Source organism: Sphingobacterium nematocida, from assembly GCF_900168125.1.
Taxonomy (GTDB): domain Bacteria; phylum Bacteroidota; class Bacteroidia; order Sphingobacteriales; family Sphingobacteriaceae; genus Sphingobacterium; species Sphingobacterium nematocida.
In genome coordinates this window covers 381,275-406,398 of record NZ_FUZF01000003.1, presented here as the reverse complement: position 1 = coordinate 406,398, position 25,124 = coordinate 381,275, and the positions used below count along the sequence as shown (strand labels likewise).

General features: G+C 39.2%; 20 protein-coding genes. 11 read left to right on the top strand and 9 right to left on the bottom strand.

Features of this window, described 5'->3' with window-relative positions:
- Positions 1-51 precede the first annotated feature (51 nt).
- Entirely contained in the window at positions 52-861 is an 810-nt protein-coding gene (locus B5X76_RS06135) for an N-acetylmuramoyl-L-alanine amidase family protein (protein WP_079642192.1), read from the bottom strand.
- A 197-nt stretch (positions 862-1,058) separates the two neighbouring features.
- Between B5X76_RS06135 and B5X76_RS06130 the strand changes: the two genes are divergently transcribed.
- The 5 genes from B5X76_RS06130 (at position 1,059) to B5X76_RS06110 (ending at position 10,845) form a co-directional block, all read left to right on the top strand.
- Positions 1,059-3,674, top strand: coding sequence for a putative LPS assembly protein LptD (locus B5X76_RS06130; RefSeq protein ID WP_245800971.1), 2,616 nt, complete (start codon positions 1,059-1,061; stop codon positions 3,672-3,674).
- Positions 3,675-3,758: 84 nt separating this feature from the next.
- The gene (locus B5X76_RS06125) at positions 3,759-5,018 is read left to right on the top strand and encodes a competence/damage-inducible protein A (protein WP_079642190.1); all 1,260 of its coding nucleotides are present in this window, start codon (positions 3,759-3,761) and stop codon (positions 5,016-5,018) included.
- A 100-nt stretch (positions 5,019-5,118) separates the two neighbouring features.
- The gene (locus B5X76_RS06120) at positions 5,119-6,468 is read left to right on the top strand and encodes a dihydrolipoamide acetyltransferase family protein (RefSeq protein WP_079642188.1); all 1,350 of its coding nucleotides are present in this window, start codon (positions 5,119-5,121) and stop codon (positions 6,466-6,468) included.
- 63 nt (positions 6,469-6,531) lie between these two features.
- Positions 6,532-8,010, top strand: coding sequence for a cardiolipin synthase (gene cls, locus B5X76_RS06115; RefSeq protein WP_079642186.1), 1,479 nt, complete (start codon positions 6,532-6,534; stop codon positions 8,008-8,010).
- Positions 8,011-8,136: 126 nt separating this feature from the next.
- A complete protein-coding gene (locus tag B5X76_RS06110) occupies positions 8,137-10,845 on the top strand; it encodes a hypothetical protein (protein WP_079642184.1) in 2,709 nt (902 codons plus the stop codon).
- A 41-nt stretch (positions 10,846-10,886) separates the two neighbouring features.
- Here the strand turns inward: B5X76_RS06110 and B5X76_RS06105 are convergent, their stop codons facing one another.
- Genes B5X76_RS06105 through B5X76_RS06095 form a run of 3 tightly spaced genes read right to left on the bottom strand, consistent with a single transcriptional unit; the run spans position 10,887 to position 14,545 of the window.
- Positions 10,887-11,741 (bottom strand): DMT family transporter, encoded by an 855-nt coding sequence (locus tag B5X76_RS06105; RefSeq protein ID WP_217699625.1) that lies wholly within the window; start codon positions 11,739-11,741, stop codon positions 10,887-10,889.
- Positions 11,742-11,748: 7 nt separating this feature from the next.
- Complete coding sequence (locus B5X76_RS06100) at positions 11,749-12,753, bottom strand: YihY/virulence factor BrkB family protein (protein ID WP_079642182.1); 1,005 nt, start codon at positions 12,751-12,753, stop codon at positions 11,749-11,751.
- The gene (locus B5X76_RS06095) at positions 12,743-14,545 is read right to left on the bottom strand and encodes an AMP-dependent synthetase/ligase (protein WP_394333396.1); all 1,803 of its coding nucleotides are present in this window, start codon (positions 14,543-14,545) and stop codon (positions 12,743-12,745) included. Before B5X76_RS06095 ends, B5X76_RS06100 begins: the two co-directional genes overlap by 11 nt.
- A 237-nt stretch (positions 14,546-14,782) precedes the next feature.
- Between B5X76_RS06095 and B5X76_RS06090 the strand changes: the two genes are divergently transcribed.
- Positions 14,783-15,289 carry a hypothetical protein gene (locus tag B5X76_RS06090; protein ID WP_079642180.1) on the top strand — a complete coding sequence of 169 codons (507 nt, stop codon included), beginning with the start codon at positions 14,783-14,785 and terminating at the stop codon, positions 15,287-15,289.
- Positions 15,290-15,496: 207 nt separating this feature from the next.
- Here the strand turns inward: B5X76_RS06090 and B5X76_RS06085 are convergent, their stop codons facing one another.
- Positions 15,497-17,236, bottom strand: coding sequence for a M61 family metallopeptidase (locus B5X76_RS06085; protein WP_079642178.1), 1,740 nt, complete (start codon positions 17,234-17,236; stop codon positions 15,497-15,499).
- A 184-nt stretch (positions 17,237-17,420) separates the two neighbouring features.
- Here B5X76_RS06085 and B5X76_RS06080 point away from each other — a divergent pair, with 184 nt between their 5' ends.
- Both B5X76_RS06080 and B5X76_RS06075 read left to right on the top strand, forming a co-directional pair.
- Entirely contained in the window at positions 17,421-18,284 is an 864-nt protein-coding gene (locus B5X76_RS06080; protein ID WP_079642176.1) for an N-acetylglucosamine kinase, read from the top strand.
- A 25-nt stretch (positions 18,285-18,309) separates the two neighbouring features.
- Positions 18,310-18,822 carry a glutathione peroxidase gene (locus tag B5X76_RS06075; protein WP_079642174.1) on the top strand — a complete coding sequence of 171 codons (513 nt, stop codon included), beginning with the start codon at positions 18,310-18,312 and terminating at the stop codon, positions 18,820-18,822.
- A gap of 143 nt (positions 18,823-18,965) precedes the next feature.
- On the opposite strand, the gene B5X76_RS06070 is transcribed toward B5X76_RS06075, so the two are convergent.
- On the bottom strand, positions 18,966-19,550 hold the full coding sequence (locus tag B5X76_RS06070; protein WP_079642172.1) for a thymidine kinase: 585 nt from the start codon (positions 19,548-19,550) through the stop codon (positions 18,966-18,968).
- A gap of 146 nt (positions 19,551-19,696) precedes the next feature.
- On the opposite strand from B5X76_RS06070, the gene B5X76_RS06065 reads away from it, so the two are divergent.
- Positions 19,697-20,542, top strand: a complete 846-nt coding sequence (locus tag B5X76_RS06065; protein ID WP_079642170.1) for a hypothetical protein — start codon at positions 19,697-19,699, stop codon at positions 20,540-20,542.
- A 45-nt stretch (positions 20,543-20,587) separates the two neighbouring features.
- On the opposite strand, the gene B5X76_RS06060 is transcribed toward B5X76_RS06065, so the two are convergent.
- A complete protein-coding gene (locus tag B5X76_RS06060) occupies positions 20,588-21,070 on the bottom strand; it encodes a hypothetical protein (protein ID WP_079642168.1) in 483 nt (160 codons plus the stop codon).
- Positions 21,071-21,215: 145 nt separating this feature from the next.
- Here B5X76_RS06060 and B5X76_RS06055 point away from each other — a divergent pair, with 145 nt between their 5' ends.
- Both B5X76_RS06055 and B5X76_RS06050 read left to right on the top strand, forming a co-directional pair.
- Positions 21,216-21,530: a YbaB/EbfC family nucleoid-associated protein gene (locus B5X76_RS06055; RefSeq protein ID WP_079642166.1), complete on the top strand. Its 315-nt coding sequence runs from the start codon at positions 21,216-21,218 to the stop codon at positions 21,528-21,530.
- 17 nt (positions 21,531-21,547) lie between these two features.
- Positions 21,548-22,246, top strand: coding sequence for a metal-dependent hydrolase (locus tag B5X76_RS06050; RefSeq protein WP_079642164.1), 699 nt, complete (start codon positions 21,548-21,550; stop codon positions 22,244-22,246).
- A gap of 53 nt (positions 22,247-22,299) precedes the next feature.
- On the opposite strand, the gene B5X76_RS06045 is transcribed toward B5X76_RS06050, so the two are convergent.
- Both B5X76_RS06045 and B5X76_RS06040 read right to left on the bottom strand, forming a co-directional pair.
- Entirely contained in the window at positions 22,300-23,157 is an 858-nt protein-coding gene (locus B5X76_RS06045) for an N-acetylglucosamine kinase (RefSeq protein WP_079642163.1), read from the bottom strand.
- 197 nt (positions 23,158-23,354) lie between these two features.
- Positions 23,355-25,079 (bottom strand): MFS transporter, encoded by a 1,725-nt coding sequence (locus B5X76_RS06040; RefSeq protein ID WP_079642162.1) that lies wholly within the window; start codon positions 25,077-25,079, stop codon positions 23,355-23,357.
- Between the last annotated feature and the right edge of the window lie 45 nt (positions 25,080-25,124).

The window sequence follows — 25,124 nt, the reverse complement described above, 5'->3', positions numbered from 1 at the left end:
TTTAAGGGTTTAGCTTATACAACATATAAACACTTTAAATATAAGAAATGTTTATTTCTCTGTAGATGTTTTGTATTTTTTTATTGCTTGGAACAAATTTTCTACGATTTCGGCCTGACCTTCATCTGACAACATGTAGTTTTCTTCTTCGGAATTATTGATAAAGCCAATTTCTGTTAGTACAGCAGGCATCGAGGCACGTGCCAGTACGGCTAGACCCAATTCTTTGACTCCTCTGTTGACGCGTCGTGAGTTGACATACTCTTGTTGCATCATGGAGGCTAGGCGAATGCTGCGGTCCCGATATTGTCTACGCATCACTTTAAATACGATATAGCTGGATGGGTCTTTAGGATCAAAGTCACCTAAGTCGCTGTTGTCTTCATTATGGAGCAACATATCCGCATTTTCACGGATAGCTACATCTTGCTCTGACATACGGTGGAATCCTAATACAAAGGTTTCTGTACCACTGGCTTTAGATGTTCGTTGACTGGTGGAGTTTGCGTGGATGGACACGAAAATATCCGCATTGTTCCTATTGGCTATTTCGGAGCGTTCCTTAAAAGGAACATCTATGTCTGTGCTACGCGTCAAAATGACATTAATAGCTAACTTATTTTCCAGTTCGTTTTTAAGCTTTTTAGATACATCTAGAACGATGTTTTTTTCTAAAGATCTTCGTCCTGCTGCTCCAGGGATGGGTCCGCCATGACCAGGGTCGATTACCACTGTGAATGTTTTTTTATTCTTTGAAGCGGGGGGATCATTAGAAACCGGTATAAAGGAAACGAATGCTACTAGTAAGGAGGATGCGAAAAGGGAAAAGCTTAATTTTTTAACAATATTTAAAAATTTCATCGGCGTTTTTTTTACATTTTTGTCTCAGCTAATTTATAACGGACTGACAAAGATAGTTGTTTAATTGTATATGATAAAAATAAGAACCTTTTATTAATGATTTTGACTACTTTTGCCGATAATAGTTTATTTTTAAGACTAAAATAATATTTCGTATTTCGACTTTGGAAACGCTAACTCGTATTTTACTTTTATCTGTGTTCCTATTGTTAGGAACAGCTGCAGTGTTCTCTCAAGTTACGCCTACGAAACCTATAAGTACCAATGTTAAGGATACTTCCTTAGTAACCAAGGATACAACTAAAAATCATCTTAAAGGAAAAAGTGGCCAAGATACTGTTGTGATGAAGACCGACAGCGGCCTGGAGACCGTGGTTACTATTGTCGCCAACGACTCTTCCTGGAATGAAGTAAGTAAAAATATTATTCACCTTTATAAAGGTGCTAAAGTTAAATATCAAGAATTTGAACTTTCTGCAGATTATATCCGTTTGGATCGTAATACAAATATACTTTTTGCGAGTGGTGTAGTCGATCATAATGGTAAGTATGTGGGGAGACCTGTTGTATTGTTTCCAAATGATACACCGAAAGCGGTAGACTCCTTGCGGTATAACTATAAATCTCAGGAGGGGAAGACCTTCGGTATTATGACTGAGGTCGATGGCGGATTTATTCAGGCTAAGATCTTGAGAAAGAATCTCTACGATGAAATGTCTATTCATAAGGCGTTATATAGTACATGTAATCTTCCGGAACCTCATACCCATTTTGGTATTCATATTACTAAAGGGGTGGTTACGGATAAGCAGATTATCGCTGGGCCGTCTTATTTAGTGGTCCAAGGGATTCCGATGAAGTTTCTGGCTTTGCCATTTGGTTTTTTTCCCAAGCAGGATAAAAAATCTTCGGGTTTTCTCTTCCCTTCTTTTGGAGATGATGTGGCACGCGGGTTCGGTTTGCGGGATTTGGGTTGGTACCTTACATTTAATGACTACTGGGATTCGGAGATTCGTGGTAGCTTCTATTCCAAGGGATCTTGGGAATCGTCAATACGTACAAACTATTTAGTGAATTATAAGTACAGTGGCGGTTTTAACATCCGTTATGCATCTACTAAAGTGGGTACTGAGGGTGCTAGCAATTATGGTAGTAATAAGGACTTTAATGTCACGTGGAACCATACGCAACGACAAGAGGCTAACCCAGGGACCTCTTTTTCTGCTTCGGTCAATTTTGGTACCGCGTCTTATTTTCAGAATACGGGAGCAAATAGTACCTATGACTATGATCAGTTGACGCGTAATAACATGTCCTCTTCCATCAGTTATGGTAAAGTATTTGCAGATGGCAAAGTAAACTTTACGTCTAGTTTGAGCCATCGTCAGGATATGGCGTCTGGTAAGGTGGATTTGGAATTACCGACATTTGCTTTAAACGTTTCTACATTTAATCCTTTTGATTCTAAAGAACGGGTAGGGGAGCAGAAATGGTATCAACGTATTACGGTGGGATACAGTCTGCAGGGAAGAAACTCTATTTCGACGGGTGACTCCGTGCTTTTTACTAAACAGGCTTTGAAGCAGTTTACAAACGGATTTCAACATAATATACCTGTGAGTTTGAGTTTAAATGCGTTTAAATTTTTCCAATTTAACACCTCGGTGAATTATACAGAGCGTTGGTACTTGCAGACGATCCGAAAAGCATTAGATAACGAGATTAACGGTTATATCGACACACGTGACACAATTTCTGGATTTAGAAGAGCCTATGACTATTCGTTTTCGAGTGGTTTGTCGACGAAGGTGTATGGTAGGTACCCTAAGATCGGTAAGATAGACGCGGTACGTCATGTGGTGACGCCTTCGATCAACTTTAACTATAGACCCGATTTTTCAGATCCTAGATATGGTTTTTACAAGTCCTATATTGATCAGAGTGGACGTCTTTCTGAATATTCGATATTTGACGGTGCTATTTTCGGTGGACCTTCTTCGGGTAAATCCATGGGAATTGGCTTCTCCGTAGACAATAATATTGAAGCTAAAATTCGTACAGAAAATGATACGACAGGTAAAGGCTTTAAGAAAATCCCTATTCTTCAGGGGTTGACATTTAGTGGTAACTACAATTTCGCTGCGGATTCTTTGAAACTCTCAACGATCAGCTTTTCAGGTAGGACGACACTTTTTAATGAAAAAATAAATCTGAACTTTAACGGTACTTTTGATCCTTACCAATTGGATTATAGGGGGCAGCGAATCGATAAATTCGCCGTACAAGATGGTAAATTGGCGCGCTTAACAAATTTTGGTTTGTCTTTTGATTATAGCTTTAATCCGGATGCATCAAAGAGTAGAAATGGTAATATCGACTCGATGCGCAACAGTATGCCTAATATGACAAAAGAACAGTCGGAAGCTCTTGCTCGAATCAGTACCGACCCAAATGCATTTGTTGATTTTAATATACCATGGAACTTAGCTGGGTCGTTCAGCTTTCAGCATTTTAAGCGCTTTGATTCGGTCGTGCGTCGTGAGCGAAGCGATTACTCTGCAACGCTAAGTTTACATGGTGACGTAAACGTTACTCCGAAGTGGAAGATTCAATTCAACTCAGGTTACGATTTTAAACAAAAAGAGGTGTCTATGACCCGTTTCTCAATCTATCGGGATCTTCATTGCTGGGATATGTCTGTTGGCTGGGTACCTTTTGGCCGTTATCAGAGTTACAATATTACGATCAGAGCTAAAGCCTCTGTATTACAGGATCTGAAATTAACAAAGCGTAATAGCCATTATACTTATTAATATTTTTTTACTAACTATGTGTTGTATTAAGCCGTCCTGATCTAACAGGTTGTGGGGGCGATGTAACTAATGCGGTAAAAACAGATGAAAGCTGAAATTATAACAATAGGAGACGAGATATTATTGGGCCAAGTTGTTGATACAAACTCGGCATGGATTGGTCAACTCTTGGACTCTTTGCATATATCTATACAACAGATTGTATCTATTCCGGATCATAAAGATCTTATTTATCATACCTTGAGTGAAGCTTCCCGTCGCTCCGATCTTATCATAGTGACAGGGGGATTAGGCCCTACAAAGGATGATGTCACGAAGGAAACCATCGCTTCTTTTTTTAACACGACACTGGTAAAGGATGAAAAAGTCTTGGAGCATGTCAAGTCTATTTTTGAAAAATTTGGGAATGGACGAGCTATGCCTTTGATGAATTACGGGCAGGCCGATGTTTTGGCGTGCAGTGAAGTGCTTTTTAATGATGTAGGGACCGCACCTGGAATGTGGGTGGAACATGAGGGCAAATTTTTTGTTTTCTTACCGGGCGTGCCTTTTGAAATGAAATTTCTGATGGAAAATCGGGTTGTTCCGAAGCTGGCAACTTATAGAGCAAAAGAAGCCATCTATCATGCTCATGTGATTACGATGGGCATTGGTGAATCTTTTTTGGCAGAGAAAATCGCAGATATAGAGGATGAATTGCCTTCACATATCCGGTTGGCTTATCTTCCTAAGTTGGGCGGTGTTCGACTCCGTTTATCGGCTGTAGGGACTGATTTCGAAAGTATAAAAAAAGAAACGGAACAATTTGCTGAACGGATTGGGAAACGCTTATCGGATCACTTGGTAGCGCGTAAAGATGTAACAATTGAAGAAGCTATTGTTGAAGAATTTACTCGGACTGGTCTCCGTCTGGCCGTTGCGGAAAGTTGTACCGGTGGACTTTTGGCTGGATCTATTACTTCGATTCCAGGAGCTAGTGCCATCTTTGACTGTGGTATCGTGGCGTATCATAATAGAATTAAAGAACAGGTGTTGGGTGTGCAAGAAGAAGTGTTGCGAGACTATGGTGCCGTTAGCGAACAAACTGTGATCCAGATGGCCGAAGGAGTGAAAAAAATGAGTGGTGCGCAATATAGTATAGCTACGAGTGGGATAGCTGGGCCTGGGGGGGGGACTGTGGAGAAACCCGTGGGTACGGTTTGGATTGCTGTAAGTGGAAGGTTTAAAACTATAACACAGGTATTTCAATTTCGGAACGATCGACAAATAAATATTGAACGTAGTATCGCTCAAGCCTTAAATATGTTGTGGAAATTGTATAGGCAGGATAGTGTTGAATCCTGAAATATAATTTCAATATTAAAATGATTTTAAATATTATATTTTGTTTTTAGGGATTTCATTCCTAATTCTCTAACTTAGTACGATAAAACACAAAATAATTATGGGAATATTCAAATTGGTACTTCCAAAGATGGGGGAGAGTGTTTCTGAAGCTACTTTGACAAAGTGGGTGAAAGCTGTAGGTGATCGTATCGAAGAAGATGATACAGTGGTTGAGGTCGCTACAGATAAGGTAGACTCGGAGGTTCCTTCACCTGTTCAGGGGATACTGAAAGAAATTCTATTTGAAGAAGGTCGCGTGGCCCAAGTGGGTGATGTTATCGCCTTATTAGAAATCGAAGGCGGTGGCGAAGAGGAGAGTATTGCTGTTAAAACAGATACACCGGCTTTTACAGCTCCTGCGGTTGAAACTTCTGTCCCTGAAAATCCAATTCCTGGGATTGAAATATTAGAAAATGCTAATTCAGAATCGTCATCAATAACTAGGGGTACCTCGGAAGAGCGTTTTTATTCGCCTTTAGTGAAAAGTATCGCCCAGCAAGAGGGGCTTTCAGCACAAGAGTTGGAAACAATAGCGGGGTCTGGATCCGAAGGAAGGGTGACGAAGCAGGATGTGTTGGATTATATAAAATTGAAGTCTGCTGGTACATCCACGATACCGCAAGTTTCAGCTGCAGTTGAGAATACGGAGGTGCGCGGTGCTACAACTGTTGCTCCTGTGGAAGTGGTAAAGGCTACAAATGGGGATGAGATTATTGAAATGGACCGTATGCGTCGCCTTATTGCGGATCATATGGTAAATAGTATTCGTACTTCTCCCCATGTGTTTTCTGTTGTTGAGGCTGATGTGACCAATTTGGTAAACTGGCGAAATAAGGTAAAAGATAACTTCAAGAAAAGAGAAGGTGAGAATATTACGTTTACGCCGTTGATCATTGAAGCAATTACAAAAGCATTGAAGGATTTTCCGATGATTAATGTCTCTGTTGATGGCAATAATATTATCAAAAGAAAACATATTAATATTGGCATGGCGGCTGCATTGCCTTCTGGAAATCTTATTGTTCCGGTAATCAAAGACGCTGATCAATTGAGTTTGGTAGGGATTAGTAAAGCCGTCAATGATTTGGCTAATCGAGCGAGAGGAAATAAGTTAAAACCTGATGATACGCAAGGTGGGACATTTACCTTTACCAATATTGGGGCTTTTGGCAATATCTTCGGAATGCCGATCATTAACCAGCCTCAAGCAGCTATTCTAGCAGTGGGGACTATCACGAAAAAACCTGCTGTCTTAGAAACTCCGGATGGAGATGTTATCGCTATTCGACATATGATGTACTTAACTATGTCGTATGACCATCGCGTTATTGATGGTGCATTAGGAGGTACATTTTTGAAAAGGGTGGGCGATTATCTCGAAAATTGGGATAAGGAAAGAGAAGTTTAAAATACACCAAAAACAAAAGCCTATGATCGAAGATTATAGGCTTTTGTTACAAATATCCGCCATATGGAAGGGTTAAAGCCATTTATTGATTTTGCTTTAAGTTGGTATTGGGTTCCGTTATTGATACTTTATATCGGAGTGATCAGTGCTATTCTGATTGAGAACCGAAATCCTAGCAAAACTATTGCTTGGATTTTGGTCATTATATTCATTCCGTTTTTGGGACTTATTTTGTATTATTTTTTTGGACAAAAATTTGTTAAAGTTCAGAAAATAAAGAAAATAAATAAGCAGCAGGCGCGTCGTCTAGAAAAACAGTGGGAATTGTTGGATCCGGTAATGGAATCGTTTATTCAGAATATTCATGATGAAATTGGCGATTTATCTAAAGTGTTTCGATTGATGAAGCGGGAAAGATTGTCATCGCCAACACTGAATAATGATGTCAGACTTTTGGTCAACGGTGAGGAAAAATTTGAAGCTCTAAAAGTGGATTTAAGGCAAGCGAAGCATTCCATTCATATGGAGTATTATATTTTTCAGCCGGATCATGTTGGACTTGATATTTTGAATATTCTGGAAGAAAAAGCGGCTGAAGGTGTTGTGGTTAGGTTGATTGTAGACAGCTTCGGTTCGCCGGATTTGATTAAATATATGCGTCGGAATAAAGGTTCTCGTATTGATTTTCATGCGTTTCTTCCAGTGACATTTACCTCCTTGGCGAATTCAAATTATCGTAATCATCGAAAAATCGTAGTGATAGATGGTGTAGTTGGGTATGTCGGAGGGATTAATATTTCGGATAGATATAGTAATACTTCTGCTAATAGAAAGGCCACTTATTGGCGGGATATCTCACTCCGTATAGAGGGGTTGGCAATTAATATGCTGCAGATAAATTTCTGGAGCTCCTGGAATCAAACGGATGGTGCTCCTTTTTTGTTGGAAGATGGGTATCTGCATATGATACGGGAGAATAGGACGGAAAGTGGTGAGGCCGGGGTAGGATTTGTGTCTAGCGACCCCGCTTCGGTGGGCCCATTTAATATGGAAGCTATGTTGATCGCTATTGGTGAAGCGAATCAACATGTGCGACTTTGTACGCCTTACTATATCCCCAGTGAAGAGTTGGAAAGAGCGCTAATTATAGCAGCTGCCTCTGGTGTAAAAGTGGAATTAATGATACCGGCTACTTCAGATTCGTATTTTGTACAACATGCTTCGTTTTCTTTTTTGAAACCTTTATTGGAAAGAGGGGTGGAGGTACTTTTATACCAGAAGGGATTTCTACATGCTAAAACGATGACGGTGGATGGAAAGCTAACCTTTATCGGAACCGTAAATCTGGATATACGTAGTTTTTATATTAACTACGAAATTGCAGCTGTAGTTTCCGATTCCACGCTCTGTCTGCAAAGTGAGAAGCAGTTTGATCTAGACAAGCAGGATTGTGTTGTTTTAACTTTGGAGGATTGGAAGAATCGTCCACGATGGAAACGCGGTGCAGATTCTATCTGCCGCTTAATGGCCCCGCTGTTATAAGATCTAAAAATGTGTTAAATTAAGCGCTTAATTTGGCGTTTTGAAGTGGATAGAATTTAATTTTTTTATCTTTAGCTGAATACTGTTTTAATGAGACCGGGAGCCGGTTTAACAGAACTTAATTAAATGAAAAAGATACATCCTATTTATTCCTTATTTCTATTGTTTTTGTTTGTTCAGACGGTGCAGGGACAAGAAGTTCCTAAAATCCCTATTAATACTGTTGTCGAGCGCGTGCAGAAGTATTTCGGGGTCTACCCACTGGAAAAGGTACATTTACATTTCGATAAGCCTTATTACGCCGTCGGCGACACCTTATGGTTTAAAACATATTTATACCATAATCAGATATCTTATGATCCGAGTAAAATCGCTTATGTGGATGTGATTAATGGAAGAGACTCTTTGATTCAAACTCTTCGTATTCCACTAAAGAACAATAGTGGTGCTGGATATTTTGTACTGGACCCGCAAGTTGTTAAGCAGGATAATTATCGGTTTAGGGGATATACTAAATGGATGATGAATTTTGATGTCGATTATTTCTTCAATAAAATCGTCACCGTCGGAGATGCTATTAATAAGAAATTAGGATCCGAGATAACCTATACACCTGATGGTAATAAGACCAAAGCTACCATTCAATTTAGGGATTCTAAGGGGACATTGTTGAGTAAGAAGAAGGTCACCTGGGAAGCGATTGACGGTTGGGATCCGTTTGATAAAGGGAAATCAGAAACAGATGATATGGGAAGAGTTACGCTTTCGTTTTCATCAAAAGATAAGGAGATGTTGAAAAAGGGACGTCTAATCGTCAAGGTGGACGGCGAATCCGCGATGGTGGGGGACTTTCCTTTAAAGAATGCATTGGCCGAGGCAATAGATGTGCAGTTTTTTCCTGAAGGAGGAGATCTTTTGGAGGGAGTCGCTAAAAATATAGCCTTTAAAGCAATAGGTACCAACGGAAAGGGAGTAAAGATAAATGGCAAGATCGTAGACAGCAAGAAGAAAGTCGTAGTCGAATTTTCTGATCTGGGATTGGGAATGGGCTATTTTAACTTATTACCTGTCGCCGGAGAGCAATACAAAGCATTGATTACTGCGGAAGGCGGTACTGAAAGATCTTTTGACCTTCCTATGGTTAAAGCTGATGGTATTAATATCGTTGTTTCTAAAATAAGTTCGGAAGCTGTACAAGTAGGTTTAGTGGCTAGTGAGAGTTATTTTTCGAAGATTGCAAATCAACCCTTTTATATTTTTGGCCAGATGAATGGTCAGTTGATTTATGGTGCACAGGCGACTATGAAAAACTCTAGTTTGGTTTTGTCTGTTCCTGTCAAAGAGTTACCAAATGGCATTATTCAGTTTACGCTGATGAGCCCAGCTGGAAAAGCACTGAGCGAACGGTTGGTGTTTTATGACTTGGCTGAGAACTTAACTATTCAGGTAAAGTCTGATAAAGCTAATTATAGCAAGAAGGAGCACGTTAAGCTAGATATCAGTAATGGTACATCGGAAAAATTGTTAAGCTCTCTTTCGGTCGCTGTTATCGATGAAACGAAGGTGCCATTTGATGATCACCAGGAAAATGGCATACTGAGCAGTCTATTACTAACATCCGACTTGACTGGTTTTGTTGAAAAGCCGGGCTATTATTTTGATCCGGAAGTTACCAATAGAAAGCAGGCGCTTGATGCTTTGTTGATGACACAGGGATTCCGGCGATTTAGTTATGATGAGCTGGTTGCTGAAAAATATCCTCAGGTTAACTTTATGCCCGAACAAGGGATAACATTAGCTGGAACATTGCGTCTAAATACAGGAAGGCCGTATCCTAATGGAGGATTGTTGCTTTCCATTCCTGCACGGGCTATGCGAAAAGATACTTATACAGATAAGGATGGGCGCTTCGTATTCCAGGATTTAAATTTTCCTGACTCTGTGAAGGTGACTATTAACGCGAGGAGCAACGATAATTATCGGAATCTGGTTATTAATATGGATCAGTCTTTCTATCCTGAAGTGGATACCGACAATCCTTATAAGGCAAATGACATCTTAAATATTGATAAACAAATGGTGGACTATCTTGCTAACAGTAGGAACGAGTTCAGGACGTCTAATCTCATAGATGAGGTTACCGTATCTGCTTCGCGTAAAGAAGTGCGTACGAGTAAAGAGTTTTCCGCTTTATCCGGTTTATCTATGGCTGATCATCGTATTGAAGGAGACCGTCTAAATGGTTGTAACATGCTTACGATGTGTTTGAATACTTTGTTGACCGGTGTTACATACGATAGTCAGACGTTGAAATATTATTTGACGCGTAACTATAATCAAGGTAGTCGGGTGCCTGTACAGTTCTTTTTAAACGGGATGCCTATCGACGAAAATACGTTGAACTCGATAGTACCAATGGAGATCGAGGCTATCGAGATTTTTAATAGAGATGATTTGGGTACTGTAAGTAGGCTGTATCAAAATGATGGTGTGGTATCCATTATAACCAAGAAGGAGAAGCCTAAAGGTCCGCGTATGACGATGGCGCAAATTGAAGCGTTATTGCCAAAGGCGAATGTCGTTGATCTGTATCCGCTGGGGTATATTAAGGAGCGTAAGTTTTATACACCTAAATACGATACCGATCAAAGTAAATCGACCAATGATTACAGAACCACGGTATATTGGAATCCAGATGTGTTATTGGATGAGAAGGGGGCTATCAGTCTGGATTACTTCAATGCGGATGGTAATGGAAAGTATAAAGTTGTGGTAGAAGGTATTGATAATGCCGGTAGGATAGGACGCACAGTTTACTACTATAATGTGAAGTAAAAAATAAGGGGGCTTACAAGTAAGCCCCCTTATTTTTATAGTTAAATAGAGCGGATTTTCGTTAAGATCTTTTGATCAAAAAGATTAAGAAACACCCCAATTAATATAACGAGAATAGCAATAAAACTCATCGTATTGAAGCTTTCGTCAAAGATGAAGTAACCAAAACCTAGGGCGTATATTACACCTAAGTAGTTCAAGCTTGCGACTTTGGCAAGATTTGCTGTCTGATAGGACAATGTCATGTAATACTGCGCGAGCTGTGTAAAGATCCCTATGAATAGCAGGTAGATCCAGTCTAATCCTAGTGGATTGACCCAGTGGTAAAGACAGTATATCCCAGCGAAGGGTATGGTCAATAATGGAAAGTAAAAGATAATGACCAATGGATGTTCATCGTTTTTGGTCTTGGCAATCATATTGTAAGCGACACCCGCAAAGAAAGCGGCGCTGAGTCCAATAACTAGGTCTAGCGTACTTATTCTAAAGTCGAATCCCTTCAAGAGAATAACGCCTGTAATGGAGATGGCAAAGTATAGAAATTGTATAGCTCTTACTTTTTGTTTGACTATAAATATTCCCAGGATCGCGGTGAAAAATGGTGATAGGTAATTAATGGTTACCGCGGAGGCCAAGGGGATGTGTTGTAGGGTGTAAAAAGAACCTATTAAACCGAGACAGCCTGCTATGCCCCGTAGTGTCAGTGTTCCTTTGTTTTTGCCGAGTGGAGGAATGTTGTTTTTACGTAAAAGATAATAAGTAACGCCAAGACTGAAAACTGAGCGAAAGAAAACAACCTCTAACGTGGGAAGATGGGATACATATTTGACACACACATTCATAATGGCAAAGAAGAAACCTGCCAGCAGCATGTATTGAACACTTTTATCTTGCACAGTCTATTTATTGTACTGGATTATTATGTTTTTTTACTAATTCACGTGTTCCGGTGTCCGGATCTATTTCCAATTCAGTTTGTTTTACCAGCACCGCAAATGAAGAGGGGGATATCCCTTTACCGTATTTAATGGCATATTCCTTTGTGAATTCGGCACCATAATATAATATGGCTGCAGAGTAGTATACCCATGCTAAAAGAATAATCATTGAGCCGGCTGCACCATAAGCGGTAGCTGTAGCATTGACGGATAGGTATAGGGAGATACCGTATTTGCCTATCATAAATAAAATAGTGGTGAAAATAGAACCTCCTAGTATATCGCGAAAACGGACTTTGGCATCAGGTAGGAATGAAAAGATAAATCCGAATAATACGGCTATGATGATAAAGGTTATTCCTGAATTGATTAATCCCCAAAGCTCAATATTCCAATCACCGAGTATCCGCTCTATATTCCGACTAAGGATACCGATGACACTACTGATCAGTAATGATGCCATTAAGAGAAAACTTAGTCCAAGTATCATCGAAAAAGATATTAGACGATTGATTATTAATTTTAACCAACCTTTTCTTGGTTTTGCTTTAACTTTCCAAATGGTATTAATGGAGTTTTGGATATCGACAAAAATAGTGGTAGAAGTGACGACTAATGTAGAAATACCTATGAGAAGACCGATATTGGATTTATTTTCGAAAGAAATTTTCTGTACGGCGCTCTCCAATAATTTGGATATTTCGGGGCCGAATAGTTCTGTCAACTCGGCCATTACAGTATCACGCGCACCGTCTGGTCCCTCCAGGTGGTTGCCATAAAGGAAACCTAGAGCCCACACGAGTATGATGAGCAGGGGGCCAATGGAGAAAACGGTGTAGTATGCTAGTGAAGCACTCAACTTCATACAATTGTCTTCTAGAAAGCCATTCCCGGCATCAACTAGTAGGCGGCCGAAGCTCTTTATCTTTTGAATTAATGATTCTTTTTCCTTTACTGTGCTATTCTGCATAAATGCCCTTAATCGTTGTCTCAAATTTTTGGAGTATGACCTTTCTTTTTAACGATAGTTTTGGTGTAAGTTCACCGTTGTCTATGGTCCACTCTTTGGGTAACAATACGAATTTTTTGATTTGTTCCCAATGTCCAAAGTTAGCATTTGCTTTATTAACTTCCTGCTGATACTTTTCTAATATCTGTTCATCTTCGAGGATCTTTTCTCTGGATTCGAAAGGGATTCCTTTGAATTTACAGTATTTTTCTAATTCTTCGAATGCAGGTACAATCAAGGCGGAAGGAAAGCGTTGGTTTTCACCGATAACCATTACCTGAGCTATTAAAGTGGATTCCATAAGTTTGTTTTCTAACACCTGAGGGGCTACATATTTACCTCCAGCAGTTTTAAACATCTCTTTTTTTCGATCGGTGATCCTTAAGAATCCATCGGGAGTAAGCTCTCCGATGTCACCTGTATGGAAATAATTCTGCGCATCGATTGCCTCCTTTGTTGCTTCTTCATTTTTATAGTAGCCAGAAGATATGGAGGGCCCCTTGACTAAAATCTCACCGTCTTCTGCTATTTTGACGTCTAGGTTTTTTAACACCCGACCTACAGATCCAAATTTAACATCTTTTGGATCCCACGAGTTGACAGCAATAACGGGCGAGGTTTCGGTGAGGCCATATCCTTCCAGAACTTTGATTCCTGCAGCCCAAAATACACGAGCCAATCTTTCTTGCAGTGCTGCTCCACCCGAAATAATGAAGCGTATTTTTCCCCCCAATGCTTCTTGCCATTTCGAAAAAATTAGTTTCCGGGCTATTCCTAATTTAAAGTTATAAAAGGCAGAGTTTAATGCAGGTTCTTTATATTGATGACCAAGATTGACAGCCCAAAAGAAAAGTGATTTTTTTATACCTGTAAGTGCTTTCCCTTTTTCGATGATCTTATCGTAAACTTTCTCTAAAACACGTGGAACAGTAGTGAAAACCTCTGGTTTAACATCGTTAATATCTACGACAATATTATCGAGGTTTTCTGCATAGTATATATGAACATTTTTGGAAAAGTACATATATACAACCATCCGTTCGAATATATGGCATAAAGGCAGGAAGCTAAGTGCCTTGTTAATATCATCAGTGAGTAGGTGTCTACTTGCTTCTACGTTGCTTATTACATTTTTGTGCGTCAGGCAGACACCTTTCGGTTTGCCCGTTGTTCCTGATGTGTAGATCAGTGTAAGTAGATCATCCGTGCTCACGGCATCATTATAACTTTTCAGGTCTATAGTCTGTTTTTTGCCATCCTCTATCAGTTCATTATAATTCTTATAGGAATCGATATCCTCAAAAGTGTACAGATCGATATTTAACTGATTATCCTGGAGTACATTTTTTGCTTTATGCGTTAGGTCTTCGTTGCTGACAAAAAGTAGCTTTACGTCTGCATCGTTTAATATATAAGAAAGATCCTGTGCCGAAAGTGTGGGATATAGGGGAACTAATGCAATTCCAATTTGATTACAGGCAAAATCTACCAGGTTCCATTCGGGTCTGTTGCCCGACATGAGCGCTACACGGTCTCCTTTTTGCAGTCCTTTGGCGAGTATTCCTTTGCTTAGATTGTCGACAAGGTCTATTATTTCTTTTTTATTGTATTCCTTCCATCCTTTAGCTTGCCTCTTTGCTAATAAAAGCTCACGGCCTGCTGTTGGCTGATTGTTTTTTAAATAATCAAATAATCTGGTTGCACTGCTCATGGTATTCTTGATTTTGAAATTTACAAATTGGGTATGAGCCATATCTGTGGCTTCTATAAATATAGTCAATAGGGCTGAACAATCGAAATCAAAAAATGTAAAAAAGAGTAGAATGATATATACCTATTCTGTTTTTTGTGCGTTATATCTTATAACACCTAGGCCGATGTATGGGGCGACTTGGACCGAGAGTGATTTGCTGAGTGTCGCTTTACCATTTAGGTTTTTTTTACAACGGAATTATTTTAATTTTGGAATTTATCGGGATATAACATTAGTATGAATCACATTTTACGAAGTCTTTTTTTGGTGGCAGCTTTGCTTTTTATTGGTAAAGATAGTTTTGCACAATTGGATAGTCAGCATGCTTTGGGTGCTAGATTTGGCTCGGCAACGGGTATTAATTACCGATATACATTGTCGGAAGATCGGGCCGTGGAAGGAATTATGAGTATTCAGAGCAATTCCAGATCCAACCGGTTTCGGGTGGTCGGTCTTTATGAGTTTCATAAGCCATTGTCTGGTGCTTTCTCTTGGTACTATGGTTTTGGTGGTAGTATAGGAAGCTATACGTATAAGGGCTATCGAGATTTACAAACTGGAATAGAATATCCTAAGGATTCTGAGGTGGCTTTGAGTATCGATGGTATCATCGGTGTGGAGTATAATATACCGACGACACCATTGGCGATTTCTCTGGATGTTAAACCTTATTTTGATTTTATTCAGGAATCAAGCATTCGTTTGATTGATCCCTTTGGCTTTTCTATCCGTTACAAGTTTTAAAGATTGATATATGGGCAAAAGGCCTTCTGTCAACCTCAGGCTACGGTGTCCCGATCTTATGTCGGGAATCTTGCGGAGAGCCTGTTTCGATTATCGGAATAATCAACTATTAAGGGACTAGCCGCTTTTTTTAGATTTGCTTAGCAGAGCTGTTCAAGGTTTTCGTTGCGAGAATCCGCCAATTGGCGGATTCTGCGCTTCGGTCGATTACCCGTTTTTAGACAGCCATATTTTTCCTAAGGCTGCTGTTTGTGCTTCTGCATCAGGGGTAATTTCTATACTATATGCTTTTTTATCTGATAGATGGACTGGAACTTCCAATGTGCTGATTAAACCATCTCGTGCAATCAATACCGTCAATTGGTCCCCATCTTTGGCCTTGGATAATATATAATCCATTGCTTTTCCTTGTGATTCTAATCGATAACCGTTGACTGCAATAAGTTCGTCTTCGACGTTGAGGCCAGCTACCCACGCGCCGGAGTTACGGTCGACATGTTTGACAATGATTCGATTGTCTGAGATAACTGTTTTTACGCCTAGGGTCACATTTTGCTGTCCTGCGTTATGATCAACTAATTGGTAGCCTACCTTATTAAAATAGAAGTTGTAATCCAACTCATATATGCCATGTGCGGCTAGAAAGATGTCATTTAGATCTACTCCAGTGATATTTTGTGCCAACTCCTGGAATTCATCTTCTTCAAAACCACGGTTCTCTATAATATAGAACTGCTGATAGGCCGCTTTAAGAACATCATCTAGTCTATGTTTGGCCTGTGTCTCTGCGATAATCTTGATGTCGAGTGCTGCAGCCAACATTGCCCCTTTGTTATAATAGGATATGCTGGTGTTTTGCGAATTCTCGTCAGGTCTATACTGCTTAATCCAGGTGTCAAAACTTGACATCGCCGCACTCTGTAGTTTATAGCCAGGACGGTTGTATACGGTGTTGAAGTCTATGGCCAACTGTTGAAGATATTCTTTTTCATCAAAGAAACCACATCTACGTATAATCAGATTGTCGTAATAAGCTGTAAAACCTTCCATTATCCACAAAGCTGTAGTGTAATTTTCCTGTTCGTAATCAAAAGGACCTAAGGCTTTGGGACGTAGTCGCTTTACATTCCAAAGATGGAAGTACTCGTGGGCAACAAGGCTTAAATAGTTTTTGTAGGTGCTGGGCTGACTGTAAGCAAATCTGGATGCTGCAAGAACAGTAGAATTAAGATGCTCTAATCCTCCTGTAGAACTTTGGTAATTGTGGGTGATGAAGGTGTAATGCGAATTGGGATTAGATCCCCAGATCCGATTTTCTTCACTTATAATTTTTGTTATGTCTTCGGTGAGTTGTTCCTTATCGTAATCGGCCGTTCCAACCATTGCAAATTCATGTGGGATTCCATCCACTTCAAAGGACCAAATATCTTGATTGCCTATTTCTATCGGACTATCGTATAGAATATCAAAGTTAACAGCGTTGTATTCATTGGTATTGTTTGTAGGTTCAAGTCCTGTCGATACTTTGCGCCAATGGTTTGGCATCTCGATGGCTACCTTGGTCGGAAGATCCAAGTGTCCGTCAACGTACATGAAAACCCCTACTGGACTTAAAAAGGCATGAGAATAGTCAATATGACTAGTTCTAACGGATGTTTCGAAGGCGTAGACGGCATACTTTATAACTACATCGGTGCCTTGGTGTTCTATTCTCCAGGTATTTTTACTCGTCTTATATGCTGCAAGGTCTTGTCCATTTAAGGAAGTTGCTGAAAAACGCTCTACATTTTTAGGATATTCCCGGATTAAATAAGACCCTGGGGCCCATACCGGCATCTTGATGTCCAGGTGATCAACGGAGGAAAATCCCTTAACGTGCATCTGTACTTCTACATAATGTGCTTGTGGTTCGCTGAATGAGAGTGTAAAATGGATTGAAGAGTGCATATGATCTGTGTGCTTGTTTTGAAACCAAAATCAAAGGTAGGGCTAATGGAGTGGAGTTCAAAATTATATCGGAGATATAAAAAGGTGCGTTTCGAGGTTATTTTTTGTTTTGATATTGGTGAATGCAAAGCATTTTATCTAAGTTTGACATACAAAAGAATTATTATTTGTTAAGTGAAAAAGAATGATTTTAGTCGCTGATAGTGGATCTTCGAGTTCGGATTGGATGTTGAATGTGCCCGATAGTAAACCTTTATTTTTTAAAACAAAAGGTCTAAATCCTTTTTTTGTCAATGAGAAAGAGATAGAGAAAGTTTTAAAAGATGTTCCTGAAATTATACCTTATATTGAAGAGATTAAAGAAGTGTATTTTTTTGGGGCTGGCTGTATCACGCCTGATAGAAGAGAAATTGTCTCTAATGCATTGACCGTTTTATTCCCGCAAGCTTTTATTTCTGTTGAGTCTGATTTACTTGGTGCTGCGTTTGCTACTTGTGGCATGGGAAAAGGGTTGGTAGCCACTGTGGGGACTGGCTCGGATATCAGTTACTATGATGGAGAAAACCTGCTGCCTAGTGTTCATGGTAATGGTTATGTACTGGGGGATGAAGGGTCGGGAGCCTGGTTTGGTAAACGTTTAATAATTAGTTTTCTATATGGTACCATGCCTAGGGATTTGGCAAAGATTTTTGAAGCGAAATATCGTATAACAAAAGATATCGTTATCAAGAATGTTTATCAGCGGGATAGACCTAATTCTTTTCTTGCATCATTTACCCCCTTTATGTCTGAGAATAGGGCACACCCGTTTATTGACAAACTTCTTACGGATGGCTTTGATGAATTTGTGCGTACCAATATCATGACGTATCCCAACTTTTGGGAATACAAATGTAATTTTGTAGGTAGCATCGCTTATGTTTTTGATATGCACTTGCAGGCGGTGTGTAATCTTCATGGGGTACAGGTGGGAAAGATTCTGCGTTCTCCAATAGAGGAGATATTTCATTTTATTATTCAAAGAGAAACAAGTAATATAAGTTATTAATTCATTTTAGAAAGGAGACAAAATTATGTTTACAGTTGCCTTAATAATGGTGCTTAATATCATCGCACCACAACCTTCCATTTATGATTTTTCATTTACCTCTATCGATGGAAAGAAAGTTGAATTGTCTGAGTTTAAAGGGAAGAAGTTGCTTATCGTGAATACGGCATCTAAATGTGGATTTACAAAGCAATATAAGGATCTTCAGGAACTCCATAAGTTGTATGGTGATAAATTGGTCGTTATCGGTTTTCCAGCAAATAATTTTGGTAACCAAGAACCTGGATCTAATGATGATATCAAGGGGTTTTGTGAAGAAAATTATGGCGTTAGTTTTTTGATGGCTGAGAAAGTTGAAGTAAAAGGAGACAAGATCAATCCGTTATTCAAATTTCTGACGGAACAGCCTAATCCTGATTTTACTGGAGCTATCAAATGGAACTTTGAAAAGTTTTTAATAGACGAAAATGGTAAACTTATTCATCGTTATCGCTCGCAGGTGAATCCAATGGACATGGTGTTGACTGGACAGTTATAAAAAAAAAGCACTTTTGATGGGCAAAAGTGCTTTTAAACTAACCAATTTTTAACCTAAATTTTGATGAAACTCATCTTTATGAAGTACACTACAAAAGTAAGGTGCTACTTGCATATTTAAGGTTATTTAAAATTAAGTTTGTGTTAAATATCGTTTGCAGTATGATAACAATACCTGCATAGCGGTTCATAGCTTTCTTTCTCTCCTAGCAGTACGAGGTTGGCACTTTCGGTGGTGCGGTGCGAATAGGTTGCTGGGGCCCCACAACGCACGCAGACAGCATGTACCTTTGAGATGTGTTCTGCGATGGCAAGGAGTGCAGGTATTGGTCCGAAGGGCTTGCCTTGGAAATCCATGTCTAAACCTGCTACGATAACTCGGACTCCTCTATTGGCCAATTGGGTACATACATTGGGTAGCTCTTCATCAAAAAATTGGGCTTCATCGATACCGACGACCTTTGTGTCGCTACTCAGTAATAAAATCGCCGAGGAATGGTTTACCGGAGTAGATGGTATACTATTGCTATCATGTGATACGACTTCTTTGTCCCCATATCGGGTGTCGATGCTGGGCTTGAATATTTCAACAGGAAGTTTAGCAAATTGTGCACGCCTCATTCGACGGATGAGTTCCTCGGTCTTTCCTGAAAACATGGATCCACAAATGACTTCTATACTACCTACTTGTCCCACTCTTCTATTGAAATATTGTTCAGAAAATAACATAATATATTTTTAAAAAATGCGTTTAAAGATTTGTTAATATATCACAAAAGCTTACTTACGACTGCACGAATATCGAAATTATATCTTATTTTTGGTATATATAAGATGTAGGATAGTAGTGTTCATTATAAAATTTTACGATACCCATGGCGAAATCTAAAGATCAATTGTTTGCGAAGATAGATAACCTTCTTTTTGATATTAATTCTAAGTATGAAATATTAAAGTCTAATGAGGAGCTCGATGCTTTGGAACTGACGCTGTTGGAAGGAGATATACACTACTTGTCTAATCGCATTAAGGCATTGGGTTATTTTGTAGAACCCGAGTTGATAAAAGAGGCTGAATATGAACCATCGGCCATTGTTTTTACACCTCCCACGGATATTGCGGCAAAAAAAGATGAGCAGCCTGTATTTGAAGAAATAGGAGAGCCGCAAGAGAGAGCTGTTGAAGAGCAAATAACTAGCGAAAATGGGCAAGACTCTTTGTTGACAGATTTCGGTAAGATAGCAGAGGAGCCGTTAAAACGCGACGAACCTGTTGCTAATGTATCAACCGAACAGCCTATTGTTCGTGAAGTCGTTGAAGAGGAGAAAGTTTTGGTCGTTGAGTCGGTAACAGTTAATGTAGAGACCGAATCGATAACAGAACAGCCCACCCGCCCGTTGACGATAAACGAATTAATCCAACAACAGCGTCAGGCTGGTGTAAATATAACTCAGCAGTTTCAAACATCCACGGCGCAAGAACGTGTTACCGATTTAAGAACTGCAGTAAGCCTGAACGATAAGTTGTTGTTTATTAAAGATCTTTTTAATGGTTATAGTTTGGCTTATAGTGAAGCTTTAGAGCTATTAAACCGATTTAATAATTTAGCGGAAGCAGATGCATTCTTGCAATCGAACTATGCATTGAAAAATGGATGGGCAGAGAAACCACAGAGTGTGGATAAGTTTTATGTGCTTTTGAGAAAGAAGTTTTCAAACTAAATAGTAAAAATACAAGAGGCATCATTAATGATGCCTCTTGTGTTTTTATGCTAAATCAAATTTGATCCAATCCAGCCCATCTCGCCCAAATATAAAATATTTAGATTGAATGATTTCGGCAAGGATCTCTATGTCCTGTAGGTAGTTTTCGTCGGTGGTATTGAATTGGCTATTATGTATTATGAACAAGTTATTGTTTGCTACTGCTTTTGTGTCCTGTTGTTCTTGAATAAAAGAAGGGACAACGCTATAGAGACTGTCGTCCTTCTGAAGGATAATAAAGATGCCAATATTCTTGTCAAAATCCGTTGCTAACGTTCCTCCTGCAATTTTAACTTTTTCTTGAAGTTCTAGGGAGTTGACAATTTGAAAGCCATTGCTTTGATCTACTATACAGACTGAAGGAATTGCGTCTGAAGTAAGGAATTTTAACTTGTGGATGATCGTGTCTATTTCTTCTTCCCAATGTTCAGCCAGTTGACTGTCTTTGTGCCTTAGTGTAGCAATAATTTCATCGTATTTTGTCATGGTACAAATTTAAGCAGGGATAGGATATAAACCTAATTATGTTCGTTATTTTGCGCTACAATCTTGATTTCGTATTTTGGTGCTGAAAAGTGTATAAGATGCTTCTAAATATAGATGCATAGATTTTGAATTAAAGATAAGAACTATGTTTGATAAGTTATTTCAAGCGCAACAGAAAGCGCAGGAGATTAAGGCAAGATTGGATAATATATCTGTATCGGCTGAGGCTGAAGGCGGTAAAGTGCGGGTAGTAGCCACCGCGAATAAGGAGATTAAAGAGGTTGTTATTAGTGAGGACCTTTTTAACGAGGGGGATAAGGAACAAATAGAGGATTTACTATTGGTGGCTTTAAATAAAGTATTGGCACAGGCAGAAAATGTAAGCCAAACGGAAATGCAAGCGGCTACTCAAGACATGTTTGGTGGATTGGGTGGCTTAGGGAATCTTTTTAATAAATAGTACTAGACGATTTAGATATGAGCAATAATTCTGTTTCGGCCCGGTACTTGGGCCAATCTTGTGTTGAGTTTGATTTTAATGGGACGAAAGTGCTTTTGGATCCTTTTGTGTCTTTTAATCCGTTGGCAAAAGATGTGGATGTTAATCAGCTGCACCCATCCTATATTTTTTTGAGTCATGGGCACCAGGATCATGTGGCTGACATGTTTGAAATTCAGAAAAATAGTGGAGCGAGTGTCGCGGCGATAGTGGAGACTGCTGCTTGGGTGAGAAGACAGGGAGTTTCTGAAGATAAGGTGATCGAATTTAATTTTGGCGGTACATTAAGTCTTCCTTTTGGAAAAGTGAAGATGGTATATGCGCTACATACAAACTCTACTCCGGATGGTGAGTATGCAGGGGTTCCTTGTGGATTTGTTTTCTTTGTAGCGGATAAGAAAATCTATTTTGCAGGAGATACGGCATTGACATTGGAAATGAAATTGTTGGATGATCTTGGGTTAGATTGGGCTTTTTTACCTATAGGAGGACACTACACGATGGACATGTATGATGCGGTTAAAGCAGCTAAGTTCATTAATTGTAATCAGATCGTAGGGGTTCATTATGATACTTTTCCTCCGATTTCTATTGATGCTGAGGAGGCGAAAAGCGTTTTTTCTAAGGAGGGGGTTGTTTTGCATCTGCCTGCAGTGGGAGAATCTATAACATTATAATAAAAAAAGGAGTATTTTTAATACTCCTTTTTTTATTATAATGCTTTATGGAATTAGTTTACCAGTGATCTTTCGATATGGAACTTAACCAAGTCGTCGATAGGTGAACGTAATATTTTTCCTACTTTCATTCCATATTGTGTTGCTTTCTCTTCTAGCACATTTCTGAAATTATAACCTACAGAACCAATACAGTTGAAGGTGTAGTTTTGGTAGTCAGGGTATTTGCTTACTAAGTTTGAGAAGAATGCTTCGAAAGAATCGTCTACAATCTTGCGGGTATACTCGATGTTAACGTTGTTGTCGTAAACGAACTTGCTGAAACTAGCACAAAAGCGATTTGCAAGGGGTTTCGTATAAACATTGTCCATGATTTCATCAGGAGTCAATTTATAGGTTTCAAAAAATACCTTCGATACATCACTTGGCATTAAATCACGAACAAAGTCTGTTAGTAATTTCTTTCCAATGTAAGATCCCGAGCCCTCATCTCCTAAGATGTAAGCTGCGGAATTGATGTTATGGGTGATTTCATTGCCATCGTAAATACAACTATTAGTTCCTGTTCCTAAGATAGCTGCAAAGCCAGCTTCTTTACCTAACAAAGCACGTGCTGCCGCTAATAAGTCGTGTCCGATTTCAATTCTAGCATTTGGAAACAATACACGGAAAGCTTCCTCCACAATTTTTGCTTTTTCTTCGTTGTGTACTCCTGCTCCGTAATAATTTACTTCTTTTATTTTGTCTAGAGGAAGATCTTGTGGCAACCCTTTCTTTAAAGAGTTTACTATATAGTCACTTCCTACGAAGTACGGATTATAGCCCTCTGTGTTAAAATAGATTTTCTTTTGATTATCGTCTAATAGGCACCAATTGGTTTTGGTTGAACCTCCATCTGCAATAATGATCATTATAGTTTGTTTTAGTCCAGTGATTCAAATGTTTATATGCACTTCGAAGATACATTTTTATTAACAAATATCCATGATAAACTATTGTAATATTTTACAGTAACAGCAGGTTAAATAAAAAAAACGCCCTTCATTAGTTGTTGAGGGCGTTTTTTTTATTTAAAACTTAGTGTAAAAAGTACAATTAGTTTTTGGTCTTAGTGGCTTGCTGCACTCTCGACTCTATCAATGTCTATGTTTTGTTTCTTAAGGAAGCGTTTTGCAAGGATTGCGAAAACGATAATATATGAAAAACCTATCAAAGGGATGATATAAGAATTATGGATTCCGATAATATCTGCTAGCTTCCCTTGGATAGGAGGGATTATTCCACCTCCTAAGATCATCATAACTAAAAATGCGGAACCTTGTTCGGTGTATTTACCAATTCCAACTATGGAAAGGGAGAAAATAGATCCCCACATAATGGAGCAGGCCAGTCCGCCAGTAAGGAAGGCGTAAATCGCTACAGTGCCTGAGGATAAAAGTCCGATAAGCATGGAAAGCACACCTAGGGTTCCAAAGATTATTAACGTCTGAACAGGTTTTTCCTTGCTTATGAAGAATGCAATCACTTGTACGGCAATACATATGGCAAAGAAATATAGGTGCGACATGTCAAACCCTGCAATAGAGTTAACAGCTAAGATAATCCCAAAAGCTACAAACGGGATTGTGGCAACAAGAATCTGTTTGGTGGATTGCGCAAAATTGAATGCGGTAACAGCTCCTGCCCAACGTCCAATCATCATTCCTCCCCAGTACATAGAGATGTAGGGGGTGATTTCTGATGATTGCAGACTCCCGAATTCTTCCAAAGTCAGTAGCTCACCTAGGTTACTACCTATTGCTACCTCTACACCAACATATATAAATAAAGCCAGCATCCCGAGTACCAATTGTGGATATTTCATCGCTCCCCAACCTTCTGGTGCCTTGCTCGCTTTACTATAAGAGAATAATAAAGAACCTACTACTACGATAAGCGCACCAAATAAAAGGGCCATTCGATTTAACTCTAATGTATGTCCTGTTTCTTTGATTTGGGCTTTTAGTTGTTGTATCAAACCTGCATCGGAAGTTGCTTTAATCTGGTCCTGTAATCCAACAATTTGAAGAGCTGTGTCGCTTTTATAACTTAGGAATACAGGGATAAACATACAGGCTAATAATACGGTCATTGTAATTAATGTGTTTTTAGCCTTGTTTGCGGATTCCATTGGTTCATTGTTGATGCCCGCAGGTACCTTTTTAGAGAAATGAAATAGTGCCGCCGCTAGAATAAATAGTAGTCCTACAGCAATGTATAAGTAAATTACTTTATTGAGTGGGAGGTTTGATATCTCGGTGTCTGAGATTGTTTCGAAGGTTCCGAAAAGAGCATAGCCTATGACCAATGGTCCAATGGTCGTTCCGAAGGAGTTGACTGCACCTCCTAAATTGACCCGAGAAGCTCCGGTTTTTGGATCCCCTAATAATACGGCAAAGGGATTGGCCGCAGTTTGTTGTAGTGAAAAACCTAAGGCGACAATAAATAGGCCGATTAACATACCGAAATATAGATTTACCTCTACTGCGACAATCATAGCGGCAGCTCCTAACGCTGAAAAAAGTAGCCCATAAACGATACTTTTTTTATAGCCCCATTTTCCAACAATGTCTTTGCCTGATAATGTGCCGAAGATGAAAAGTAACAATGCACCAACGTAATATGCGCTGTAAAATGCGAAGTCGATCAATTGGGATTGAAATTGGTCCAGGTGAAAGTAGTTCTTGCAGAATGGAATGAAAATACTGTTTCCAGCAGCAATGAAGCCCCAAAAGAAGAATACAACAATTAAGGTGTATAGGGCGGAATAATTTGTTTCCTTATTATTATTCATATGTGTTTAATTTGTTCTTATCTATGATTGCAAGACCAATTCTTT

What these genes read in the sequence shown, in the direction of transcription:
- B5X76_RS06135 (WP_079642192.1), bottom strand. Translation starts at nt 861, where the DNA reads ATGAAATTTTTAAATATTGTTAAAAAATTAAGCTTTTCCCTTTTCGCA.
- B5X76_RS06125 (WP_079642190.1), top strand. Translation starts at nt 3,759, where the DNA reads ATGAAAGCTGAAATTATAACAATAGGAGACGAGATATTATTGGGCCAA.
- B5X76_RS06120 (WP_079642188.1), top strand. Translation starts at nt 5,119, where the DNA reads ATGGGAATATTCAAATTGGTACTTCCAAAGATGGGGGAGAGTGTTTCT.
- cls (WP_079642186.1), top strand. Translation starts at nt 6,532, where the DNA reads ATGGAAGGGTTAAAGCCATTTATTGATTTTGCTTTAAGTTGGTATTGG.
- B5X76_RS06110 (WP_079642184.1), top strand. Translation starts at nt 8,137, where the DNA reads ATGAAAAAGATACATCCTATTTATTCCTTATTTCTATTGTTTTTGTTT.
- B5X76_RS06100 (WP_079642182.1), bottom strand. Translation starts at nt 12,753, where the DNA reads ATGCAGAATAGCACAGTAAAGGAAAAAGAATCATTAATTCAAAAGATA.
- B5X76_RS06095 (WP_394333396.1), bottom strand. Translation starts at nt 14,545, where the DNA reads ATGGCTCATACCCAATTTGTAAATTTCAAAATCAAGAATACCATGAGC.
- B5X76_RS06090 (WP_079642180.1), top strand. Translation starts at nt 14,783, where the DNA reads ATGAATCACATTTTACGAAGTCTTTTTTTGGTGGCAGCTTTGCTTTTT.
- B5X76_RS06085 (WP_079642178.1), bottom strand. Translation starts at nt 17,236, where the DNA reads ATGCACTCTTCAATCCATTTTACACTCTCATTCAGCGAACCACAAGCA.
- B5X76_RS06080 (WP_079642176.1), top strand. Translation starts at nt 17,421, where the DNA reads ATGATTTTAGTCGCTGATAGTGGATCTTCGAGTTCGGATTGGATGTTG.
- B5X76_RS06075 (WP_079642174.1), top strand. Translation starts at nt 18,310, where the DNA reads ATGTTTACAGTTGCCTTAATAATGGTGCTTAATATCATCGCACCACAA.
- B5X76_RS06070 (WP_079642172.1), bottom strand. Translation starts at nt 19,550, where the DNA reads ATGTTATTTTCTGAACAATATTTCAATAGAAGAGTGGGACAAGTAGGT.
- B5X76_RS06065 (WP_079642170.1), top strand. Translation starts at nt 19,697, where the DNA reads ATGGCGAAATCTAAAGATCAATTGTTTGCGAAGATAGATAACCTTCTT.
- B5X76_RS06060 (WP_079642168.1), bottom strand. Translation starts at nt 21,070, where the DNA reads ATGACAAAATACGATGAAATTATTGCTACACTAAGGCACAAAGACAGT.
- B5X76_RS06055 (WP_079642166.1), top strand. Translation starts at nt 21,216, where the DNA reads ATGTTTGATAAGTTATTTCAAGCGCAACAGAAAGCGCAGGAGATTAAG.
- B5X76_RS06050 (WP_079642164.1), top strand. Translation starts at nt 21,548, where the DNA reads ATGAGCAATAATTCTGTTTCGGCCCGGTACTTGGGCCAATCTTGTGTT.
- B5X76_RS06045 (WP_079642163.1), bottom strand. Translation starts at nt 23,157, where the DNA reads ATGATCATTATTGCAGATGGAGGTTCAACCAAAACCAATTGGTGCCTA.
- B5X76_RS06040 (WP_079642162.1), bottom strand. Translation starts at nt 25,079, where the DNA reads ATGAATAATAATAAGGAAACAAATTATTCCGCCCTATACACCTTAATT.